The sequence below is a fragment of the Streptomyces sp. NPDC012888 genome (genome assembly GCF_042900645.1).
GTDB lineage: Bacteria > Actinomycetota > Actinomycetes > Streptomycetales > Streptomycetaceae > Streptomyces.
In genome coordinates this window covers 35,195-49,296 of sequence record NZ_JBIBBM010000017.1, presented here as the reverse complement: position 1 = coordinate 49,296, position 14,102 = coordinate 35,195, and the positions used below count along the sequence as shown (strand labels likewise).

General features: G+C 73.9%; 13 protein-coding genes. 2 read left to right on the top strand and 11 right to left on the bottom strand.

The window, feature by feature from the left end:
* Window positions 1-31: 31 nt before the first annotated feature.
* From ACFY61_RS26340 to gdhA, 6 genes are all read right to left on the bottom strand, one after another.
* Entirely contained in the window at window positions 32-1,555 is a 1,524-nt protein-coding gene (locus ACFY61_RS26340; protein WP_389475748.1) for an FAD-dependent monooxygenase, read from the bottom strand.
* Between the two features lie 169 nt (window positions 1,556-1,724).
* A complete protein-coding gene (locus ACFY61_RS26335) occupies window positions 1,725-2,114 on the bottom strand; it encodes a DUF6009 family protein (protein ID WP_389475746.1) in 390 nt (129 codons plus the stop codon).
* Entirely contained in the window at window positions 2,111-3,703 is a 1,593-nt protein-coding gene (locus ACFY61_RS26330) for a phage/plasmid primase, P4 family (protein WP_389475744.1), read from the bottom strand. The genes ACFY61_RS26335 and ACFY61_RS26330 overlap by 4 nt, the downstream gene beginning before the upstream one ends.
* Window positions 3,700-4,788, bottom strand: coding sequence for a bifunctional DNA primase/polymerase (locus ACFY61_RS26325; RefSeq protein WP_389475742.1), 1,089 nt, complete (start codon window positions 4,786-4,788; stop codon window positions 3,700-3,702). Before ACFY61_RS26325 ends, ACFY61_RS26330 begins: the two co-directional genes overlap by 4 nt.
* A 435-nt stretch (window positions 4,789-5,223) precedes the next feature.
* Complete coding sequence (locus ACFY61_RS26320) at window positions 5,224-6,516, bottom strand: MFS transporter (RefSeq protein ID WP_389475740.1); 1,293 nt, start codon at window positions 6,514-6,516, stop codon at window positions 5,224-5,226.
* Between the two features lie 243 nt (window positions 6,517-6,759).
* Complete coding sequence (gdhA, locus tag ACFY61_RS26315) at window positions 6,760-8,109, bottom strand: NADP-specific glutamate dehydrogenase (RefSeq protein WP_389475964.1); 1,350 nt, start codon at window positions 8,107-8,109, stop codon at window positions 6,760-6,762.
* Between the two features lie 162 nt (window positions 8,110-8,271).
* On the opposite strand from gdhA, the gene ACFY61_RS26310 reads away from it, so the two are divergent.
* The gene (locus tag ACFY61_RS26310) at window positions 8,272-8,766 is read left to right on the top strand and encodes a DUF1772 domain-containing protein (protein WP_389475738.1); all 495 of its coding nucleotides are present in this window, start codon (window positions 8,272-8,274) and stop codon (window positions 8,764-8,766) included.
* Between the two features lie 434 nt (window positions 8,767-9,200).
* On the opposite strand, the gene ACFY61_RS26305 is transcribed toward ACFY61_RS26310, so the two are convergent.
* The 4 genes from ACFY61_RS26305 to metF form a co-directional block, all read right to left on the bottom strand.
* Window positions 9,201-9,617, bottom strand: a complete 417-nt coding sequence (locus tag ACFY61_RS26305) for a PIN domain nuclease (protein ID WP_389475736.1) — start codon at window positions 9,615-9,617, stop codon at window positions 9,201-9,203.
* On the bottom strand, window positions 9,614-9,850 hold the full coding sequence (locus tag ACFY61_RS26300) for a type II toxin-antitoxin system VapB family antitoxin (protein WP_389475734.1): 237 nt from the start codon (window positions 9,848-9,850) through the stop codon (window positions 9,614-9,616). Before ACFY61_RS26300 ends, ACFY61_RS26305 begins: the two co-directional genes overlap by 4 nt.
* Window positions 9,851-10,003: 153 nt before the next feature.
* Window positions 10,004-11,527: an FAD-dependent monooxygenase gene (locus ACFY61_RS26295; RefSeq protein WP_389475732.1), complete on the bottom strand. Its 1,524-nt coding sequence runs from the start codon at window positions 11,525-11,527 to the stop codon at window positions 10,004-10,006.
* 277 nt (window positions 11,528-11,804) lie between these two features.
* Window positions 11,805-12,713, bottom strand: a complete 909-nt coding sequence (gene metF, locus ACFY61_RS26290; RefSeq protein WP_389475730.1) for a methylenetetrahydrofolate reductase [NAD(P)H] — start codon at window positions 12,711-12,713, stop codon at window positions 11,805-11,807.
* 137 nt (window positions 12,714-12,850) lie between these two features.
* On the opposite strand from metF, the gene ACFY61_RS26285 reads away from it, so the two are divergent.
* The gene (locus tag ACFY61_RS26285; protein WP_389475728.1) at window positions 12,851-13,318 is read left to right on the top strand and encodes a hypothetical protein; all 468 of its coding nucleotides are present in this window, start codon (window positions 12,851-12,853) and stop codon (window positions 13,316-13,318) included.
* A gap of 49 nt (window positions 13,319-13,367) precedes the next feature.
* On the opposite strand, the gene ACFY61_RS26280 is transcribed toward ACFY61_RS26285, so the two are convergent.
* Window positions 13,368-14,048, bottom strand: coding sequence for a lipoprotein (locus ACFY61_RS26280; protein ID WP_389475726.1), 681 nt, complete (start codon window positions 14,046-14,048; stop codon window positions 13,368-13,370).
* Between the last annotated feature and the right edge of the window lie 54 nt (window positions 14,049-14,102).

The following is a 14,102-nucleotide window of genomic DNA, read 5'->3' as shown; positions in this document are numbered from 1 at the left end:
GCCCGGGCGCCACCCCCCTCCCCCGCGGGGCTCACGCGCGTCCCGCCCGCGCGCCCGCGGCGAAGTAGGCCGACAGCACCCCGGCCGGCCCCCCGGCCGGGGGCTCCGGGTCCCCCGGTCCGGCCGCCCAGGCGATGTAGCCGTCGGGCCGCACCAGCAGCCCGTCGTACGGCAGTTCAGGGGCGGGCCGGAACTCCACCACCCGCAGGAGGTCCTCCCGGCCGCGCACCGCCTCGCGGTGCGCGCTGCCGCGCGGGCCGCCGACGAGCAGCAGCGGCCGGCCGTCGCGGAGCAGCTCGATGACATCGGTCCCGCCCTCGTCCGTATCGAGCGCCGTGTTGCGCAGGAACCGTCCGGCGGCGCCGGACGCCCCGCCCGGGCCCGGCGGCAGGACCGTGTCCTGGCCGCTGACCATGTCGCCGAGCCGGCCGTCCTCCCGGTCCGCCGCCATCAGGGTGGCGAACACCCCGCGCAGCGCGTCCAGGTCGGGCCCCGGCCGCATCAGGGCCAGCTGGGCCCGGGTGTTCTCGACGACCCGCCGGGCGGCCGGCCGCCGTTCCGCGTCGTAGGTGTCCAGCAGGTCCGGGCCGGCGGTCCCGCGGACCGCCGCGGCCAGCTTCCATCCGAGGTTGAGGGCGTCCAGGACCCCGGTGCTCAGGCCCTGCCCGCCGATCGGGAAGTGCACGTGCGCCGCGTCGCCGGCGAGGAGGACCCGTCCGGACCGGAAGGTGCGGGCCAGCCGGGTGAAGTCGCTGAACCGGCTGAGCCAGCGCGGCTCCTCCATGGCGACCTCGCGGCCGGCGATCCGGGACACCTCCCGGCGCAGCTCCTCCAGGGTGGGGTCGCTGTGCCGGTCCGTGTGCGGGCCGCTGCAGTCGAGCGTGCGGAGGTGGACGCGGCCGCGTGGGTCGCGCTTGGCCACGATCCAGCCGCGGGGCGTGTGGTGCCAACCGTCGGCCAGGGCCTGCGGGTCGGGCAGGGTGACGGTGCCCGCGAGGGCGGCCACGGTGGCGGCCCGGACCTCGGAGCGGATGCCGGCCAGCTCGCGGACGCTGCCGCGCGCCCCGTCCGCGCCGACCAGGTAACGGGCTTCGCACACGAGCGGGCCGTCCGGCCCCTGGGCCGTCACCCGCACTCCGTCGGCGTCCTGGGTCAGCCCGTCCGCCCGGTGTCCGCGCAGGACGCGCGCACCGGCGGCGACGGCCCGTTCCTCGAAGAGCCGCTCCAGCCTGGCCTGGGGCCACTTGAGGAGGGGTCCGGGCTCGGTGTCGGGCACGTTGATCAGCAGGCCGGGCAGACCGGCGAAGTGGAAGGGCGCCCGTGACCCGCCCCCCTCGGGGGACGCCGCGGACCGGGGCAGGTATCCGCGCCGCACCAGGCTCTGCACGGCCCTGGCGTGCAGGGTGCCCGCCCGGGGACGCTCGGAGACGGCGTGCCCCGCTTCCAGTACGACGGTGTCGACCCCGTAGCCGGCCAGCTCCGCAGCCAGCAGCAGGCCCACCGGGCCCCCGCCGGCCACGACGGCCTCGGCTCGTACGTGACGTAACGCCTGCATCACCCCGTACCTCCCGACGGCTGCTTGCCTGCGGGCAAAAATATACCGGCCGTGCTGTTTTTTTTCCAGGGAAAACGGGGACGTCTGCGGCGGCCGTACCCCCGTCGGCAGCCGTCAGGTTCCGGAAGCCTGGGATCCGCAGGCCCCGTGCTCGTCGGGCCGGTCGTCGCTACGGGCCGAGCCGCCGCTGGGCCGGCGAGGTCGGCCCGCCTTCCGACCGTTCGGTCTTGCGTCCCTTGAGTCCCGGCGCCAGGGTCCGCGCGTCCACCGCCTCCGCCGGCGCCCCACGCGCGTACAGACCGTCCGGTTCGGTATCCCGGTCGTGCGGCAGCAGCCAGAACACCCGCCTGCGGAAGGTCCCCGAGGAACGGGAGGGCTTGGCCGCGGGGCCCAGCAGGGCGTACCCGACCATGCGGCCGTCGCGGTGGTAGGCGGGCCGGCCCCGGCGCGTCGGGAGCCGGTCCAGGCTCTGCCGGACGTAGTCGAGCCGGGAGATGTCCTCCAGCCACACGAGGTCGACCTCGTGGACGATCTCGTTCTCGGCGATGAGGGCGCTCATGCTGTCTCCTCGTCCGTCTCCTCGTCCGCGAGCAGGCCGATGCCCGGGTAGTACTTCCGCTGGTTCGACAGGATCATGTCCTTCGGCGAGGCCAGTCCCACCACCTCGCGCACCCGCGCCGCGAAGGCCCGGGAGGAGATCGCCGGGGCCCCCTCATTCTGGCACCAGCCCCTGTAGGCCCCGTAGAGCTGGGCCTGTTCGGCCCTGAGGTCCGGTTCGATCCGGCAGCTCTCGCCGAGGAACCGGCCGGTGTGGTCCTCGGTCTCGGCGTACGCCGTGGTCGCGATCCGCACCCGCTCCGGCCCGGTCAGGTCCTTGTCGCCGCCCAGGTAGCGGCGGGCGCCGTCGATCAGCCAGTTGAGGATGCCCGGCCCCTCGTGGGTGACCAGCAGGTCCGCCAGGTTGTCGATCTTGCGGTCGTCGGAGACCACCCGCTCGAAGGGGATCAGCCTCATCCGCCGCCAGAACGCGAACCCCCCGGTCCCCACCTCCGGCCGGTGGTTGCCCAGCAGCCACAGCTTGTGCGTCGGCGCGAAGCTGAAGAAGTCCTGGCGCATCCGGCGGGCCTTGATGCGGTCGCCCCCGGTGAGGAGCTTGACCCGCGCCTCGTCGAACCGGTCCCCCGGCTTGACCTCGCTGCACACGATCACCCGCCGGCCGTGCAGTTCGGCGAGGTCCGTCGGGTGGCCCTCGTACGGACGGGCCATCAGGAAGCCGGGCGGGGCGGCGTCCGCGTAGTCGCCCAGCAGCTTGATGAGCACGTCCAGCAGCACCGACTTGCCGTTCTTGCCGGACCCGAACAGGAACGGCATCACCTGCGCGCCGACGTCCCCGGTGACCGAGTAGCCCAGCAGCAGCTGCAGGAAGCCGGTCATCTGCTCGCCCTCGGGACCCTCCCCGAAGGTGTCGGCGAGGAACCGGTTCCAGCACGGGACGGGCATGGGCCGCGGCGCGGCGGAGGTCGACCGCGAGTGGAAGTCCTTCTTCGGGTCGGCCGGGCGGACGTGCCCGGTGCGCAGGTCGACGATCCCCGCCGGGGTGCACAGCACGTACGGATCCGCGTCCAGCCGGGCCGCGTTGAGCACCATGCCCGGAGCCGACCTGGCCTGGGTGAGCATGGCGTTCATCCCGCTGGTGCTGAGGGCGCGACGGCGGTGCCGCTGGAGCGCGGCCGGGGTGGCCGTGCCGCCCGGGTCGGTGGCGGCCAGGCTCTCCGCCAGGTCGCCGGCGGCCCAGAGCACGGTGTCGTCCTCGTCGATCTGCCAACGGGTGCCGTCCCAGCGGTACCAGCCGATGCCGGGTACGTGCCGGTAGTCGTCCGCGTAGAGCCTGACGAACAGTTTGGCGTTGCCGCGGTCGGTGAGGGTGTCGGGCAGCAGCCCGGCCGCCGTGGCGTGCCCGGAGCCGTCCCGGTCGCCGGGACCGCCGGTTGCGCCGGAACCGCCGCTTGCGCCGGGACCGCCCGCGGCCGCGGTCCGGCCCGTCCTGGGGGCGGGTACGGCGGCCGGGCCCGGCTGGGCGAGGATCTGCGCGGCCACGGCCCGTACGTCGAAGGCGTCCGGTGCCGCGCCGTCGCCGGACGCGCTCATGTCCGGTGTCCCGGGGACAGCGGGCGCGCCATGCCCGCGGTCAGGCCGCCCCGGATGATGGCCCGGCAGCGGCGCTGCTGCCCGGGCCGGGCCCGTTCGGCCGTCTCCCGCAGCACGCGGGCGGCCTCCGCCTCGGTGATCCGGCCTCCGGCGACCAGCCCGCCCGCCGTGTACGCGGCCCGGTTGAGCTTCTCGGAGAACGCCGCCCCCTCGGGCACCGCGGCGCAGGCGGCCACCTCGGCGAGGACGCCGGCCAGCACCCGCTCCGCCGTCCGGTCCTCCGCCCGGTCCGCTCCCCGGCGCGCGGCGAGGACGGCCTGCCGGGCGCGCGGGGGCACCGGCCGGGGCCCGGAGCCCGGCCCGGCGCCGGGCCCTGCGGCGGGCGCGAGGTGCCCCGTACGCTCCAGCTCCGCGGCGAGCCAGGCCGGCAGCGGCGCGGGCTCCCGTACGGCCCCCACGGGCGTGTACGCGCCCCGCGCCGTCACGGTGCCCGGGGCCACGATGTAGCCCCCGTGCGCCCGTACGTCGACCTGCCAGGCCAGGGCGCGGGCCGTGCCCGATCCGGCGGAGCACCGCCAGCGCCGTCCGGCGAGGCCGTCGCGGTACCAGACGTGGAGCCCGCCGGAGGGGGTGCGCACGCGGAGCGTCGAGGTGTCCTCGGCGGGGCTGACGGCCCCGCGCAGGGCGGCGAGCACGCCCAGGGTGTGGAAGCCGTTCGCCAGGCCCGTCAGATCGATCCCGGAGGAGATGGCGATCCCAGGTAACAGCCGGTCCCTGGAAGGCAGTTCGCCGGGGTGCGCGTCCACGTCCACCACGACCAGGCCGGCCGGCCCGCAGGCGACGCCGACCCCCAGGTCGGGGCGGGGGCCCCAGCACCCCTCGATCCGGGCGGGGTCGAGGGTGGCCGCGTGGAAGCCGTGGCACCAGCGCCCGGCCCGCAGGCACGCGCAGGCGGCCCGGTCGTGCCCGGGACGGCGGCAGGTGGCGCAGTTGCCCACGGGCGTCTTGCGGCCCGGGGCGAGGGGGTGGACCGGCCATCCTCGCCGCGCGCACCACCTGGCAGTCGTCAGCGGCTCAGGTGCCATCCACTTCCCCCATCAGCGACTGAAGCGACTCGACGCCCGGATCAGCGTAGCGAAACCCCTGTGGTTCCAGAGCCTCCTGCGCCTGCTCACCTGTACGAATCCGGTACGGGTTCCAGCGACCGAAGCGACTGGACCCACAGCGACCGAAGCCCTTTCGGTCGCTCGTCGGTCGCTTCACAGAACACCAGGTCACAGCCTTGCGCAAGGCAAAACAGCGACTGAAGCGACTCAAGGCCCCTATATATGACGCGCACACGCGCACACGCGCAGGCGCGGGAATGTCTTCATATACCCCGACCTTGAGTCGCTTCAGTCGCTGTTCGCCCCCAAAGCACCCTCTGACCTGCGATTTCGTAAACCGCGGCGGAGCGACCGAAGAACCCTTCAGTCGCTTTCCCCCAGTCGCTGCTCCGCCCGCCGCCCCATTTGGGCGCCTCAAGGCTCCGTGGACCCGCGCTGTACCGCGGGGCGAGCCGCCGCCGGTACACCGGGCACGCCCCCGGGCGGGGCCGGCGGGATCCGGCCGGCCGCCGACAGGACCAGCAGGCCCGCCGCCAGGGCGACCAGGCCGCCCGCCCACAGGCCGGAACGCGCCCCGAAGTGGGCCGTGAGCCAGCCCGTGAGCAGCGCCCCCACCGGCGTGGACCCCTGCAGGATCAGCGTGTACAGGGCCAGGACGCGGCCACGGTAGTGCGGGTCCGCCCCCAGCTGGATGTGGTGGTTGGCGGCCTGGGCGAAGTACAGGGTGGTGAAGCCGGTGACGCACAGCAGGGCCATGGCCACCAGCGGGGTGGGCGCCCACCCGGCGGCCACCTCCACCGCGCCCAGGCCCACCGCGGCAGCGGCCACCAGCCGGGCCGTCGGACGGGTCCGGCGGCCCGCGGTGACCATGGCGGCGGCCAGCGACCCGGCCGCCATCGCGGTGGTGAACAGCCCGAAGGCCGCGGCCTCCGTATGGAAGACGGTCTTGGCCAGCAGCGGGAGGGTCAGCTGGAAGTTGAGCCCGAACAGGCTGACGACGGCGACGAGCCCGAACACCGGCAGCAGGTCGCGCCGCCCCGTCGTGTACCGCAGGCCGTCACGCACCCCGGCCCGCCCGGGCCGGGCCCCCGGCCCCGCGGGGGCGACGAGCTCGTCCGGACGCATCATCCGCAGGGCGACGACGGTCCCGAGAAAGGTGGCGGCGTTCAGCAGCATCACCGGCCCCGTACCCAGCCAGGCGATCAGCAGGCCGGCCACGGCGGGCCCGGCGATCCGCGCCAGGTTGAAGTACGCACCGCTGAGCGCGGAGGCGTTGGGCAGCAACTCCGGGCCGACCATCTCGGCGACGAAGGACATCCGCGCCGGGATCTCCACCGCGTTGACGCAGCCCAGCGCGAGGGCGAGCACGTCGACGTGCCAGAGCCGGACCTGCCCCGACAGCACCAGTACGGCGAGCAGCAGGGCCAGCGCACCGCCGGCGAGGTTGGCGGCCACCAGCAGGCGCCGCTTGTCGTACCGGTCGGCGAGCAGCCCGCCGTGCAGGGTGAACAGCAGCAGCGGCGCGAACTGCAGGGCGGTGACGGTACCCAGTGCGGTCGCCGAGTCCCCCGTCAGGGACAGCACCAGCCAGTCCTGGGCGACGACCATCATCCAGGTGCCGGTGGCGGACACGATCTGCCCCAGCGTGAACAACCGGAAGTTGCGCACGGACAGCGAGGCGAACCGCGACTGGTGTGTGTCCTTCATGCCGCCGTTTCCGAGCGTGTGCCGACCGGTCGGGGCGATCCTCCCCGCCCGGCCTGGCGGAACGCCGGATTGCGACTGGACCCGCGCGCCGCGGACACGCCCGGACCGGCCGCGCACGCACGTACGACCGGACCGGCCGGGCCCGCGGGCACGCACGCACAACCGGACCGGCCGGACCCGCAGGGCACGCACACGCGCACGCACGACAGGCCGGCCGGACCCGCGGGACACCCACGCCTACGGTCAGATCAGGCCCTGGGCCAGCATCGCGTCCGCGACCCGCTCGAAGCCGGCGATGTTGGCCCCGGTCACGTAGTCGCCGGGAGCCCCGTACCGCTCTGCGGTCTCGTACGCCGTGTCGTGGATGGACCGCATGATGCCCGCCAGCTCCTCCTCGACCCGCTCCGCGTTCCAGGCCGCCCGTCCGGCGTTCTGGGCCATCTCCAGGGCGCTGACGGCAACTCCGCCCGCGTTGGCGGCCTTGCCGGGCCCGAAGGCCACCCCGGCCTCCTGCAGCACGCGCACCGCAGCGGGCGTGGTGGGCATGTTGGCCCCCTCGCTGACCGCCCGCACGCCGTTGGCCACGAGAGCCCGGGCGTCCTCCTCCCCGAGCTCGTTCTGGGTGGCGGAGGGGAAGGCGACGTCGGCGGGCACCTCCCACACCCGCCCGCCGGGCACGAACCGGGCCGAGGGTCCCCGCCGTTCGGCGTACTCGCGGACCCGCCCCCGCTCGACCTCCTTGATCTGGTGCAGCAGCTCCACGTCGACCCCCTTCTCGTCGACGACGTACCCGTCGGAGTCCGAACAGGTCAGCGGGTTCGCGCCGAGCTGCCGCAGCTTCTCGATCGTGTACCGGGCGACGTTGCCGGAGCCGGACACCACGGCGGTCAGCCCGTCCAGCCCCGCGCCGCGCCGCTCCAGCATCCGGGCGGCGAACAGCACGCTGCCGTACCCGGTGGCCTGCGGCCGGACGGCGGAGCCGCCCCAGCCCTGCCCCTTGCCGGTGAGCACCCCGGCCTCCCAGCGGTTGGTGATGCGCCGGTACTGCCCGAACAGGAAGCCGATCTCGCGGCCGCCGACGCCGATGTCACCGGCCGGCACGTCGGTGTGCTCGCCGATGTGCCGGTACAGCTCGGTCATGAAGGACTGGCAGAACCGCATCACCTCGGCGTCGGACCGCCCGCGCGGATCGAAGTCGGAACCGCCCTTCCCCCCTCCGATCCCCAGCCCCGTCAGCGCGTTCTTGAAGATCTGCTCGAACCCGAGGAACTTCACCACGCCGATGTCCACCGACGGGTGGAACCGCAGACCCCCCTTGTACGGGCCGAGCGCGCTGTTGAACTCCACCCGGAAGCCCCGGTTCACGTGCACCCGGCCGCGGTCGTCCTGCCACGGCACCCGGAACACGATCTGCCGCTCCGGCTCCACGATCCGCTCCAGCAGGCCGGGCTCGGCGAGCTCGGGGCGGGCGGCGAACACGGGCGCCAGACTGTCGAGGACCTCCCGCACCGCCTGGTGGAACTCCGGCTGCCCCGGATCCCGGCGCTCCACCTCGGCCCACACCGCGTCGAGCCTGCTCTGCCCACTCTGCACGTCCTGCACGTCTGCTCCTTCGTGACGAAAAGGCCCACGGCGGTACCCGCGCGGAGGCTACCGCGCCCCGCGTACCCTCCCCACCCACGTCCATGCCGCACGTCAGGTCCGCGCGGCGCCTATGATGCGACGATCTCGGCGAACCACGGTCAGGGGGCACACGTGGACACGGCAAGAACCGCGGCGATGCTGGCGGCGACGATCACCACGGGCTGGATGGCCGGCCTCTTCTACGCCTTCTCCATCGCGGTCATGCCGGCCCTGCGCCGCAGCGACGACCGCACCCTCATCGAGACGATGCAGCAGGTCAACAGGGCCATCCTCAACGGCTGGTTCCTCCTGGGCTACCTCGGCGCCCTCGTCTCCACCGGCACCGCCCTGGCCCTCTCGATCCCCTCCGGCCCGGCGGTACTCCCCCTCACGGGCGCCTTCGTCACGTACGCAGCCGCCATGGCCCTCACCGCCGCGGTCCACATCCCCCTGAACAAGGCCCTCGACGCAGCCGCCCCCGCCCACACCATGGACGCCCCCACGGCCGCCACCGTCGCCCAGGCCTTCACCCCCCGCTGGACCCGAGCCAACCACGCCCGCACGGCCCTCTGCACAGCCTCCCTGACCTTCCTGGCCTGGTCCCTCCTGTCCCACGCGACGTCCTGACCAGCACCGCGACCGCGTAACGGCCCACGCCGCAGGAAGGCTCGTCAGTCGCGAGTCGCGCCTCGGCTGGTGTCCGAGCTCTGCCGGCCAGGACCAATCCCTCGAGGAGGGAATCACGCAGCCAGGCTGGCTGCATTTGACAGATTCGTTCGACCACCGGGCGAGAGACCGGTGCGCCGCGCTCGAGTATCAGGAACGCGACGTCCTCACGCCGTGCCGCAACATCGACAACCTGATCGACGATCTATTGCGCGGGCTTCACCCAACGACGACGCCATCAGCCGCAGTCTGATTTCCGGTTTGCCGGCAATTCGAATGAATCCGACACACTCGCGCTTCGACTCTCCGGACTCGACATTCACCATGGCTCCGACTCTGCTGATGGTCCAGCCCCGAAAGCACGGGGTCTTCCGCCTGGACGGCTCAGGGGCCCGTCAGCGTTCCGGCCGTCGTACGTCCTGTTGCTGCACGTCCTTCAACACCCGGGCCACGGTGGCGAAGTCGTTGTCCCGGTGGAGGATGGTCAGGCCGTGGTGCACGGCGGTGGCGCAGAGGAGCAGGTCCACGACCGCCGCCGCGCGGTGTTGCCCCTTCTCGGTCAGCCGGTACTGAGCGGCGTCCACCCAGCGCCAGGCGTCCTTGGGGACGCGCACGAGTCCGAACAGCTCGGCAAGGTCCGCGTTGAGATCGTCCCGATGGTCCGGGCCGGTGGCCGAGTGGAGGATCTCGGCCCGGGTGGCCTCGCACATGCCGACGGCGCCGGTCTCGATCTCCGGCTCCCAGCGGCGATGCGCCTCGGGATCGCTACCCAGGTGCACGTAGGCGCTCGTGTCGATCAAGTACGTGATCACTTGGAGCCCGTCCCCCGCTGGGCGGCCTTACGGGCCTCCCACTCCCGGCGCGTTCCCTCCAGCTCGCCGCGCTCCCCGCGCTCGGCGAGCCGCTTGTAGGCCGCCCGGCGGCGATGGCGCTTGATGACCTCTTCCAAGGCCTTATTGATCGTGTCCTTCTTCGTGGTCGTCCCGAGCAGGCGCGCCGCCTCGGCGAGCACTTCATCGTCCAGGTCGACATTGGTCACGCCCATGGCAGGACCTCCATGTGTGCCATGTGGGAGCCCTTCCCACATGGCACACATTCCCTGCGCGTGGCCGCCCGGTGCACCGGATCACGCGCCCAATGCGGCGGCCGCCCCCCGCACAGTGGGGCGGCCGCCGCGGTCCGCCGACCGGGCCGGCGCTCAGGGTGCGGTCGCGGACGGGGCGCCGAACCAGCGTTCCAGGGACTCCGCCAGCCCCCGGGCCTCGTCCGGGGCCGGGCCCTGCGTGCTCCACGCCGCGTACCCGTCCGGCCGCAGCAGCAGCGCCTCCGCGTCCACCGCGTCGCCCTCCGGCACCGCCGCGACCACGTGCACGCGGCCGCGCCACGGCCGGACCACCTCGTGCAGGTCGGTCCGCCCGGCCAGGTCCAGCAGCACCGGCCGGCCCGCGTGCAGGAGTTCCGCGAGCGCCACCGGCCCGTGCGCCGTCTTCAGCGGCATGTCGTGCACGAACCGTCCCGCCAGGGGGTCCTCGGGCCGGCCCGCGTCGTACACGATGGACTCGCCACTGACCATGCCGGCCAGGTGGTCGTTGACCGGCTCCATCCGCATCAGCTCGCCGAACAGCTCGCGCAGCGCGTCAGCCGCCGGGTCCGGGTTCATCAGCGCCACCTGGGCCTTGACGTTGTAGATGACCCGCGCGGCCACCGGGTGCCGCTCCTCGTGGTAGCTGTCCAGCAGGTCCGGGGAGGCGTGGCCGGCGACCACCGCCGCCAGCTTCCAGCCCAGGTTGACGGCGTCCTGCAGCCCCGTGTTGAGGCCCTGCCCGCCCGCCGGGAAGTGCACGTGCGCGGCGTCCCCGGCCAGCAGGACCCGCCCCTTGCGGTACTGCTCCGCCTGCAGTGCGACGTCACTGAACCGGGCGAGCCACCGCGGCGAGCTCATCTCGACCCGCCGCCCCGAGATCCGCTCCGCCTCGCCGCGCAGCTCCTCCAGGGTCACCGGCGAGTGCCGGTCCGGGTGCGGGCCGCGGAAGTCGTACGTGCCGACGCGGCTGTAGCCGTACGGGTTCACCCAGAAGATCGTCCAGCCGCGCTCGGTGCGGTGCCAGCCCGCCGGCACCGCCCGCGGGTCCTTCAGCAGGACCTCGCCCATCAGGCAGGAGGTGGTGGGCAGGGTGCCCGAGAACGGGATGTCCGCCTGCTTGCGGACGGTGCTGCGCGACCCGTCGCAGCCGACCACCCAGCCGGCCCGCAGGACCGACTCGGTGCCCTGCGCGTTGCGGACCCGCAACTCCACCGCGTCGCCGCGGTCGTTGAGGGTCACGACCTCGGCGCCCCGCCGCACCTCCGCGCCGAGCTGCCCGGCCCGCCACGCGAAGACCTCCTCCAGGTAGGTCGCCGGGACGCCCAGCAGCGCCGGGAACTCGCCGACCACCGGCGCGAGGTCGAAGTCGAAGATCCCGCCGAAGTGGAACGGGACGTGCCGCTGCGGCCGGTTGCCCGCCGCGTAGGGACCGGGCTGTACGGCGTCCAGCAGTCCGCGCCGGTTCAGCGTCTGCGCGGTACGGGCGTGCAGGTTGCCCGCCTTGGAGATCCCGGACGGCTCGGACAGCTTCTCCAGCACCACGGTCCGCACGCCGTGCAGCGCCAGCTCCCCGGCGAGCAGCGTGCCCACCGGGCCACCGCCCACGATCGCGACTTCGGTGTCCCAGGCCTTGGCCATGCCCGCGTCCTTCCTTCGGAATTACCGACGGTGACGATGCAGGTCCGCGAGGTGCGGCGGCAAGCGCCGGCCCGGCTCTGTGTCAGCTGTGGGCGGCGGGCGCCGACCCGGCGGCGGCGACGCCCGCCCGGTACTCCTGCGGGCTCACGCCCCGTACCCGTTTGTCGCCGTGGACAGGGCGAAGGCGCTGCCGTAGCCGACCCGGCGGGCCACGCCGGCCGCGAGCGCCGGCCGCCGGCCGCCGGCCGGTACGGCCCACACGGCGGCCGCGGCGCGGTCAGTCGTGCAGCCCGAGGTTCTGGTGGATCTCGGTGGTGGCCGTGGACTGGTTGAGGGTGATGTAGTGCAGGCCGGGCGCCCCCTCGGCGAGCAGCCGTTCGGCCATGGCGGTCGCGTACTCGACGCCGATCCGGTGCCCCTCGGCCTGGTCGTCACCGGCCGCCTCCAGGCGCGCGGCCAGCCGCTCGGGGAACGCCGCGTCGCTGAGCTCGGCGAACCGGCGGATCTGCCGGTGGTTCGTCGCGGGCATGATCGCGGGGATGACCGGGGTCAGGCAGCCGACGGCGGCGAGCCGGTCGCGCAGCCGCAGGTAGTGCTCGACGTGGAAGAACATCTGGGTGAGGGCGTAGTCGGCGCCGGCCCGGCACTTGGCCGCGAAGTGCCGCACGTCCTCCGTCCAGGACGCGGACCGGGGGTGCCGCTCGGGGAACGCCGCCACACCCACCGTGAAGCCGCCGAGCCCGCGGACGAGGGAGACCAGCTCGTGGGCGTGCGTGAAGCCGCCGGGGTGGGCGACCCACTCGCCCTTGGGGTCGCCGGGCGGGTCGCCGCGCAGCGCCAGCACGTCGCGGATGCCCGCGTCGGCGTACTGCCCGATGATCTGGCGGAGTTCGGCGACCGAGTGGCCGACGGCCGTGAGGTGGGCGACCGGCCGGAGGGTGGTGTCGGTGGCGATCCGCTTGGTCAGTTCGACGGTGCGGTCCCGCGAGGAGCCGCCGGCGCCGTAGGTGACGGAGACGAAGGAGGGCCGGTGGGCCTCGATCCGGCGGATCGCGTCCCACAGCGTCCGCTCGCCGGCCTCGGTCCTGGGCGGGAAGAACTCGAACGAGAAGCTGCGGCGGCCCTGCGCCAGCAGCTCACGGACGCTCGGCGTGGTTGACGTTCCGACAGCCAGTGCTGTGGCCATGCGCTGACTCCTCTCCGGTCGGGAACTGCGGTCGGGAACTGCGGTCCGGACCGAAGTATTGGCCCACCCGGGCGGAACGGCGATGACCTTTCCCCACTCTTCCTGAACTGGAAGGACCGCTACCGACGGGGGATCGAGTGGAACCGCGTGGACGACTGCGGGCGCGCCTGCGCGGCACACCCGCCAGACGGGCGCTGACCTGGGCGGGAGCAGCCCTCGCGGTGCTCCTGGGCCTCGCCGTGTACGTACTGGTCGGCTCGAGGCTTTCGGAGCCGGAGCTCAAGGGCCGCTGGACCAGTTCTGCGGGCGGCGAACTCGTCTTCGGGCGGGACGGCGACTTCACCGCCCTGAACATCGGACTGGCCCCGGCCTGCGACGCGGCGGCCGCCGTCCTCAGCCCGGAGCGCCGGATCTCCGGCACCGGACGCTGGGCCCTGCACGGGCGGAACCTGGAGATCACGTTCCGCCCGGCCGGCGAGGGGGTCCGGCCCTGCACGCTGCACGCCGTGCGCGGGCGCACCGGGGCGCTCGCCCTCGCCCACGACACGGACGCCGGCACCCCCGAGCCGTACCTCCGCGAGTCCCGCCGCGACCGGCGGGAGTGACGGCGGGGGCCACCGCACGGACCGTCGGGCGACCTTGAGCCCTCAGCCCTCAGCCCACGGCCTTGAGGGACTTCTGCGCGAGCCGGTACGCGGGCAGCATCTCCTCGTGCTCCTTGGTGTCCAGGCCGCCGAGCTGCACCAGGACCGCCTTCCCGGAGGGCGTGACCACCGCGAAGGCCCGCTCCTGCTTCTTCTCGTCCAGCGGGGCGGTCTCGTACGCGACCTCGACGGCGGGCAGCGAGCCGGCCTTCAGCTCGGTGTAAGTGGGCGCACCGGTGGTCTGCTCCTCGGCGACGAACGCCTCCAGCACGGCGCGGGCGCCACCGGCTCCGGCTCCGGCTCCGGCTCCGGCTCCGGCTCCGGCGGGCTTGTCGGCGGTCCAGACCCTCATGAAGCCGATGCTCCCGGCGGGCTTGGCGTCGATCTCGCACCGCAAGGTGGCGCCGCCCTGCTCGAAGAGGGAGGCGAACTCCTCGCCCTCCTGGGCTTTGACGGTCTCCGGCTTCCAGTCGGCGGCCAGGTCGAACGAGACGGGCAGCGCACAGGCGCTCCCGGCCGCCCCCACGGAACCGCCCGCCTTCACGGCACCCGCCGAGGGCCCGGCGGAGGCACTGCCCGAAGCGGCGGGAGCGGCCCGCTCGCCCTCTCCCCCTCCGGAGCCACCGCACCCGGCCAGCCCCCCGGCCACGAGCACGGCCCCCACGGTCACCCGCACCGCAGCTGTCCGCATTCCCCCACCTCACACACACGATCGAGTCGAAAAGAAGCGCCAACCTAGCAGCCT

Coding starts and splice junctions, on each gene's coding strand:
- ACFY61_RS26300 (WP_389475734.1), bottom strand. CDS start 9,850: ATGGGCGTGACCAATGTCGACCTGGACGATGAAGTGCTCGCCGAGGCG.
- ACFY61_RS26330 (WP_389475744.1), bottom strand. CDS start 3,703: ATGAGCGCGTCCGGCGACGGCGCGGCACCGGACGCCTTCGACGTACGG.
- ACFY61_RS26325 (WP_389475742.1), bottom strand. CDS start 4,788: ATGGCACCTGAGCCGCTGACGACTGCCAGGTGGTGCGCGCGGCGAGGA.
- ACFY61_RS26335 (WP_389475746.1), bottom strand. CDS start 2,114: ATGAGCGCCCTCATCGCCGAGAACGAGATCGTCCACGAGGTCGACCTC.
- metF (WP_389475730.1), bottom strand. CDS start 12,713: ATGGCCACAGCACTGGCTGTCGGAACGTCAACCACGCCGAGCGTCCGT.
- ACFY61_RS26295 (WP_389475732.1), bottom strand. CDS start 11,527: ATGGCCAAGGCCTGGGACACCGAAGTCGCGATCGTGGGCGGTGGCCCG.
- ACFY61_RS26340 (WP_389475748.1), bottom strand. CDS start 1,555: ATGCAGGCGTTACGTCACGTACGAGCCGAGGCCGTCGTGGCCGGCGGG.
- ACFY61_RS26320 (WP_389475740.1), bottom strand. CDS start 6,516: ATGAAGGACACACACCAGTCGCGGTTCGCCTCGCTGTCCGTGCGCAAC.
- ACFY61_RS26280 (WP_389475726.1), bottom strand. CDS start 14,048: ATGCGGACAGCTGCGGTGCGGGTGACCGTGGGGGCCGTGCTCGTGGCC.